Origin of the sequence: Salinibius halmophilus (assembly GCF_003577475.1) — a bacterium.
Lineage (GTDB): Bacteria > Pseudomonadota > Gammaproteobacteria > Pseudomonadales > Natronospirillaceae > Salinibius > Salinibius halmophilus.
In genome coordinates, this window is record NZ_QPEP01000018.1 from 42,454 (window position 1) to 48,689 (window position 6,236).

Below are 6,236 nucleotides of genomic sequence, written 5' to 3' on the forward strand. Positions count from 1 at the left end.
GAGCCCCCACAAATAGGTGGAGTCTAGTAAGATGAAAACATTTAGCGCTACACCGCAAACTGTAAAACGTGAATGGTTTGTGGTTGATGCAACTGACAAGACGCTTGGTCGTCTGTCAACTGAAATTGCTCTACGCCTGCGTGGCAAGCATAAAGCTGAGTACACGCCGCACGTAGACACTGGTGACTACATTGTTGTTGTAAATGCCGAAAAAGTTCGTGTAACGGGCAACAAGGCTAAGCAAAAAATGTACTACCGTCATACTGGTTATCCAGGTGGCATCAAAGAAACTAACTTCGAGAAACTGGTTGCTCACAAGCCAGAGATGATTATCGAGAAGTCAGTAAAAGGCATGTTGCCAAAAGGTCCTTTGGGCCGTGCAATGCTGTCTAAGTTGAAGGTTTATGCTGGTGCTGAGCATCCGCATACTGCCCAACAGCCACAAGAACTGAACGTATAAGACGGGAGCCATTATGAGCAACTACAACTACGGTACCGGTCGCCGCAAAACTTCGAAGGCTCGCGTATTTATCAAGCCTGGTAGCGGTGAAATCACTGTTAACAACCGTCCATTGGACGAGTACTTCGGTCGCGAAACGTCTCGCATGATCGTTCGTCAGCCTCTTGAGGTTGCGGATTCTCTAGAGCGCTTCGACATCAAAGTAACTGTTGTTGGTGGTGGTCCAAACGGCCAAGCTGGTGCGATTCGCCACGGTCTAACTCGCGCTCTTATTGAGTTCGATGAGACTTTGCGTCGCCCACTACGTGAAGCTGGCTTCGTTACACGTGATGCACGTATGGTTGAGCGTAAGAAAGTTGGTCTACGCAAAGCACGTCGTCGTCCACAGTTCTCGAAGCGTTAATTTTCCAGTTTCTGGATTACAAAACCCGGCCTTGCTGCCGGGTTTTTTGTTTTCGGGCTATAATGGCGCTAGCCGTGACCCAAAAGTGCGATTAACAGCGTATTCAGCTTGTAAGCTGAGCGCGATTTGCATAGACTTCGGGGTCATTTAAAAGATTGATGTAAATCAGCCGAGTTTTACACGAGTCAGAGGTAATCCATCATGACGCAAGACGGCGTTAATACGGGCCGGCGCCGCTTCTTGGTCGTTGCTACATCCGCTATGGGCGCGGTTGCAGCGGCCGGTGTTGCTGTCCCCTTCGTAAGGTCGTGGAATCCGAGTGAAAAGGCGAAAGCCATCGGTGCACCGGTCAGAATCAATGTCGCAAACGTTGCAGAGGGCGAGCTAGTCACTGGGCAGTGGCGTGGCAAACCTATCTTCATTGTGAAACGTAAAGCCGAAATGATGGCTGCGTTGTCTCAAGATGATTTAAAAGCACGTTTGAAAGATGCCAATTCCGAGGTTGTTTCACAACAACCAGAATGGGCTGCTAATGACGCGCGTGCGCGTGATGGGAGTGACTTAAGTGTGCTGATTGGTATTTGCACACACCTAGGCTGCTCGCCACAGTTCGTACCAGAAGTTGGCCCGCAAGATTACGACCGTAATTGGGTTGGTGGTTACTTCTGTCCATGCCATGGCTCGCGCTTTGACTTGTCGGGTCGTGTGTTTAATGGCTCGCCTGCAGCGACGAACTTAGAAGTGCCGCCTTATTACATCGAAGACAATGTACTCACTGTTGGTGTTGAGGGGCCTGAAGCATGATAAAAAGAGATAATGCTTTCGTTGCATGGATCGATCGACGCCTGCCAATCTCGAACGCGTTCGAGAAGCACATGTCGCAATACTATGCACCGAAAAACCTGAACGCTTGGTACTTTTTCGGGGTGTTGAGCTTGCTGGTATTAGTTAACCAGATCATCACCGGTATCTGGCTAACAATGAACTATGTACCATCTGCCGAAGAAGCTTTCCGCTCGGTAGAGTACATCATGCGTGACGTGGAGCTTGGTTGGTTATTGCGCTATATGCACTCAACCGGTGCCTCAGCATTCTTTGTTGTGGTTTACCTGCATATGTTCCGTGGCATCCTGTATGGCTCGTATCAAAAACCTCGTGAGTTAATCTGGCTATTCGGCATGGCAATCTATCTATTGCTAATGGCTGAAGCGTTCATGGGCTACGTACTACCATGGGGTCAGATGTCATACTGGGGCGCTCAGGTTATTATTAACCTATTCGGTGCGATTCCTGTGATTGGTCCAGACCTAACTCAGTGGATTCGTGGTGACTTCCTAATTTCAGGCATTACGCTTAACCGTTTCTTTGCCTTGCACGTGGTTGCACTACCGTTAATCATTGTTGCGCTGGTTGTTGCACACATCTTAGCGCTACACGAAGTAGGTTCAAACAACCCAGACGGTATCGATATCAAGAAGCACGTAGACGATCAAGGCCGTCCGAAAGATGGTATTCCGTTCTATCCGTACTTCTTGCCAGTGCACGACCTAGTGGGCATCGTTGTTTTCTTGATCGTATTCTCGATCGTGTTGTTCTTCTTCCCAGAGGGCGGTGGTTACTTCTTGGAAGCGCCAAACTTTGAAGAAGCAAACCCATTGAAAACACCTGAACACATTGCGCCGGTTTGGTACTTTGGTGCCTTCTACGCCATTCTTCGTGCGGTTACCTTTGATGTCGGCCCGATCAACTCAACGCTAGGTGGTGTGATTGCAATGGGCGCGGCAATTGCGGTGTTGTTCGTGCTACCGTGGCTGGATCGCTCACCAGTACGTTCATGGCGCTACAAGGGTTGGATGAGTAAAGTCGCAATCGTTTTGTTTGCTATCTCATTTGCTATCCTCACTTGGCTTGGTGGTGAAGCTCAGACGCCTGCGCTGACGATTTTGTCGCAAGTCTGTATGGCCATTTATTTTGCATTCTTCTTGTTGATGCCGTTCTACACCAAGTATGAAAAATGCAAGCCGGTACCGGAGAGGATTCCAAGCAAATGAAAAAGCTATTAACGATATTGTTGGTATCGCTACTGCCGTCATTTGCCATGGCGGCTGGCGGTAGTGCTTATGAGTTAGATCACTACCCTGGTGATATTTCAGATACAGCGTCGCTGCAACGTGGCGCGCAAACTTATATGAACTTTTGTATGGGCTGTCACTCGCTTGAGTACGGTCGCTACAACCGAGTTGCTCGTGATCTCGACATCCCTGAGGATATCTTCCAAGAGCACCTGATGTTTACCGACGCCAAAATCGGTGAGCTGATGACAAACTCTATGGATACCGAATCAGCAAAAGAATGGTTTGGTGCAGCGCCACCAGACTTAACTTTGGTTGCTCGTGTTCGTGGTACCGACTGGCTATATACATATCTACGCAACTTCTATGTTGATGCATCTCGCCCAATGGGTGTGAATAACCGCGTTTTCCCAAACGTTGGTATGCCTCACGTTATGGCTGAGTTGCAAGGTTTATGCGGAAGCATTCCTTTACCTGAGTCGAAAGAAGTGGTAGATAAGCAGTCTGGAAAACTTATTGTTGCCTCTGGCTGTCAAGAGTTTTACGAAACAGGTTCGCAAACACCAGAAGAGTATGACCAAACGGTCGAAGATTTGGTGAACTTCCTGGATTATATGGGTGAGCCAATCCAGCAAACACGTAAAACCATTGGTTTTTATGTGATTGCATTCTTGCTGGTGTTCTTGGTATTCGCCATTTTATTGAACCGCGAGTATTGGAAAGAGCTACATTAATCCCCATATACTCTGTAGGTAAAAATAACAAGGCGCGACAATGGTCGCGCTTTGTTTGTTTCTAATTAGCAAGCGAGGATTCACGAATGGGCGTTGTTGCCAAGCGTTCTTCAATGACTTTTTACTCAGATCCAGCCAGTCACTACAGCCACCGCGTACGCATCGTATTGGCTGAAAAAGGTGTGACAGTTGAGATCAAAGACTGCGACAGCAATGCGATTCCTGCCGAAGTGAGTGAAGTAAACCCATATAGCACTCTGCCTACGCTAATTGACCGCGAGCTAGTGTTGTACCATCCAAACATCATGATGGAATACCTAGACGAGCGTTTCCCGCATCCGCCGTTATTGCCTGTATATCCGGTAAGCCGTGCCGAGTGCCGCCTGTACGTAGAGCGTATTGAAAAAGACTGGTGTAAATTAGTTGATATCATTGAAGCTCGCGGTGATGCCGAAGCCATGGCTAATGCTCGTAAGGAACTATTGGAAGGCTTGGTAAGCATTGCGCCAATCTTTAATGAAAAACCATACTTCATGGCAGAAGAGTTCTCGATTGTTGACTGTGTGCTATCGCCTATCCTGTGGCGCTTAGAGCACCTTGGTATTGAGTTGCCTGAAAAACAGTGCAAGCCATTATTGGCATACATGGAGCGAGTATTTGCCCGTGAGTCATTCCAAGAGAGCTTGTCGGAAGTAGAAAGAGATATGCGAGATTAATATGAAAGCTGCCAAACCTTATATGCTAAGGGCCATTCACGAATGGCTAACCGACAGTGACTGCACGCCTTATTTGCTCGTCAATGCCGATTTACCTTACGTGGATGTGCCACGAGAGCATGTTAAGGACGGTCGCATCGTATTAAACGTATCACTGGGTGCTTGCGCACATTTCTTGATAGATGATCAGGCGGTTAGCTTTTCAGCACGATTTGCCGGCCAACCGCGTGATATCTATGTGCCAATTGGCGCAGTCGAAGCATTGTATGCGCGGGAAAATGGTGAAGGCATGAGCTTTGAAGTAGAAGCGCTAGAAGAAGCGCCCGAATCTCCAGAGCCAGAAAAGCCAGAAGCAAAAGGCAAAGTTAGCCACCTTAAAGTGGTTAAGTAGTTCAGTTTGTCATTCCTGCGAAGGCAGGAATGTAGGTTTTACGAACCGAAGGTTCGGGAAACACAGCGACCTCCGTGTTAGTAAAAAGCCCAATTGATCTCTCAATTGGGCTTTTTTAATAGCTTTGCAAACTTTATTGTTTCCCGACCTAGCGGTCGTAAAACCTACGGGGTTCAGGTGTAGGTTTTACAAAGCGGAGCTTTGGGAAACAGTTAACTTACTTAGAAAGCACTTCTTGAATAACCGGCATCAACTGACTCTTTCGAGAAATTAGGCCAGGTAGAAGCATAAAGTCATCAGCATACTCGGCACCATAGGCCTCCTTAGCCAGTTCGCCTTCCGCATCAGCAAAGATCACAAGGTGAGAAGCTTGGTTTTTCGTATCTACAATTGCGAAGAAGATGAAATCCAAACCTTGTTTGGCTTTTTCGCCTTCCATTTCTTTTAGGAAGTCTGCTTTGCGCTCGATAAGCTGCTCTGGCAACAATGTTTCTGCAACGCCAAAACCAACTTTTTTGCCGTTGATTTCATAGTGCTTAAAGTCGCCTTTTAAAATATCGTAAGTCGACACATCTGCCAGGTCCGACTTTGCTTCCAGCATACGAGTGCCAAACTCAACTACATCTGCAATACCTGCAATCTTGCCAAGTTTTTCAGCGAATACTTTGTCGTGCTCTGTTGTAGTAGGAGATTGGAAAACTACGGTGTCAGACAAAATACCACCAAGCATCGTAATTGCTGTTGCTGGTGATGGTGTTTTGCCTAGCTTTTCAAAGCGGTCGGCTAGAATGGTTGCCGCGCTACCCCAAGGGCGGATGTCGATAGAGATAGGCGAATTAAAAGTAATTGGCTGATCTTGAATTGCGTGGTGGTCAATAATTGCAACGATGTCCTTAGTATCGACATCTTTATGTAGCTGGGTTTTCTGATTGAAGTCGACTAAGCCGATTTTTTGACCTTCCACGACAGAAATCATTGCTGGCTGTTCAATGCCTGCTTCTTTAATAACAAAAGCGGTTTCTTTATTTAGCTCACCAGCACGGCGTGCTTCACCGCCGAATAGTTCGGCTGCTGCAATTGCAGAGCCTATTGTATCCGAGTCTGGGCTTAGATGGCCTAGCCAAACAAGGTTGTCAGTGTTGTTGTTTTCTGGTGTTTCTAAATCAAAAGCCATGTTTTTGCCCTTTCTATTATAGGTAGCACTTAATTGATGGGCGCATTGTTCTAATTTCTAGGCCGTACGTCTATAGCGAAAGCGCAAAAGTGGTTGATAAATAATCAAAAAACTGACTTTTTGGTTAACAAGTAAACGATTTGCTAAGTAATTGATTTAAAATGAAAAAACTTCAAAAAAAGTGTTGACGCATTTGGCTTTGTCTCTATAATGCGCCTCCACACCAGCGGGGCACAGCCAAAACGGCCAGCAACGCTGAGTCAGCCAAGCGGCTGGCGAGGGTTCA

General features: G+C 47.0%; 8 protein-coding genes. 7 read left to right on the plus strand and 1 reads right to left on the minus strand.

Features of this window, described 5'->3' with window-relative positions:
* Nucleotides 1-31 precede the first annotated feature (31 nt).
* The 7 genes from rplM to DUW71_RS17300 all read left to right on the plus strand — a co-directional run bounded on the left by rplM (nt 32) and on the right by DUW71_RS17300 (nt 4,776).
* Nucleotides 32-460, plus strand: coding sequence for a 50S ribosomal protein L13 (rplM, locus tag DUW71_RS17270; protein ID WP_119396526.1), 429 nt, complete (start codon nt 32-34; stop codon nt 458-460).
* 13 nt (nt 461-473) lie between these two features.
* Nucleotides 474-863, plus strand: a complete 390-nt coding sequence (gene rpsI, locus DUW71_RS17275) for a 30S ribosomal protein S9 (RefSeq protein WP_119396527.1) — start codon at nt 474-476, stop codon at nt 861-863.
* A 201-nt stretch (nt 864-1,064) separates the two neighbouring features.
* Complete coding sequence (petA, locus tag DUW71_RS17280) at nt 1,065-1,667, plus strand: ubiquinol-cytochrome c reductase iron-sulfur subunit (RefSeq protein WP_119396528.1); 603 nt, start codon at nt 1,065-1,067, stop codon at nt 1,665-1,667.
* Nucleotides 1,664-2,914, plus strand: coding sequence for a cytochrome b (locus tag DUW71_RS17285; RefSeq protein ID WP_119396529.1), 1,251 nt, complete (start codon nt 1,664-1,666; stop codon nt 2,912-2,914). The genes petA and DUW71_RS17285 overlap by 4 nt, the downstream gene beginning before the upstream one ends.
* A complete protein-coding gene (locus DUW71_RS17290; protein WP_119396530.1) occupies nt 2,911-3,669 on the plus strand; it encodes a cytochrome c1 in 759 nt (252 codons plus the stop codon). Before DUW71_RS17285 ends, DUW71_RS17290 begins: the two co-directional genes overlap by 4 nt.
* A gap of 86 nt (nt 3,670-3,755) precedes the next feature.
* Nucleotides 3,756-4,385 (plus strand): glutathione S-transferase N-terminal domain-containing protein, encoded by a 630-nt coding sequence (locus DUW71_RS17295; RefSeq protein ID WP_119396531.1) that lies wholly within the window; start codon nt 3,756-3,758, stop codon nt 4,383-4,385.
* 1 nt (nt 4,386) lies between these two features.
* Nucleotides 4,387-4,776 (plus strand): ClpXP protease specificity-enhancing factor, encoded by a 390-nt coding sequence (locus DUW71_RS17300; RefSeq protein ID WP_119396532.1) that lies wholly within the window; start codon nt 4,387-4,389, stop codon nt 4,774-4,776.
* Between the two features lie 217 nt (nt 4,777-4,993).
* Here the strand turns inward: DUW71_RS17300 and DUW71_RS17305 are convergent, their stop codons facing one another.
* Nucleotides 4,994-5,950: a manganese-dependent inorganic pyrophosphatase gene (locus DUW71_RS17305; protein WP_119396533.1), complete on the minus strand. Its 957-nt coding sequence runs from the start codon at nt 5,948-5,950 to the stop codon at nt 4,994-4,996.
* Between the last annotated feature and the right edge of the window lie 286 nt (nt 5,951-6,236).

Excerpts from the sequence above, each read along its gene's own strand:
- rplM (WP_119396526.1), top strand. The coding sequence starts at position 32 with ATGAAAACATTTAGCGCTACACCGCAAACTGTAAAACGTGAATGGTTT.
- rpsI (WP_119396527.1), top strand. The coding sequence starts at position 474 with ATGAGCAACTACAACTACGGTACCGGTCGCCGCAAAACTTCGAAGGCT.
- petA (WP_119396528.1), top strand. The coding sequence starts at position 1,065 with ATGACGCAAGACGGCGTTAATACGGGCCGGCGCCGCTTCTTGGTCGTT.
- DUW71_RS17285 (WP_119396529.1), top strand. The coding sequence starts at position 1,664 with ATGATAAAAAGAGATAATGCTTTCGTTGCATGGATCGATCGACGCCTG.
- DUW71_RS17290 (WP_119396530.1), top strand. The coding sequence starts at position 2,911 with ATGAAAAAGCTATTAACGATATTGTTGGTATCGCTACTGCCGTCATTT.
- DUW71_RS17295 (WP_119396531.1), top strand. The coding sequence starts at position 3,756 with ATGGGCGTTGTTGCCAAGCGTTCTTCAATGACTTTTTACTCAGATCCA.
- DUW71_RS17300 (WP_119396532.1), top strand. The coding sequence starts at position 4,387 with ATGAAAGCTGCCAAACCTTATATGCTAAGGGCCATTCACGAATGGCTA.
- DUW71_RS17305 (WP_119396533.1), bottom strand. The coding sequence starts at position 5,950 with ATGGCTTTTGATTTAGAAACACCAGAAAACAACAACACTGACAACCTT.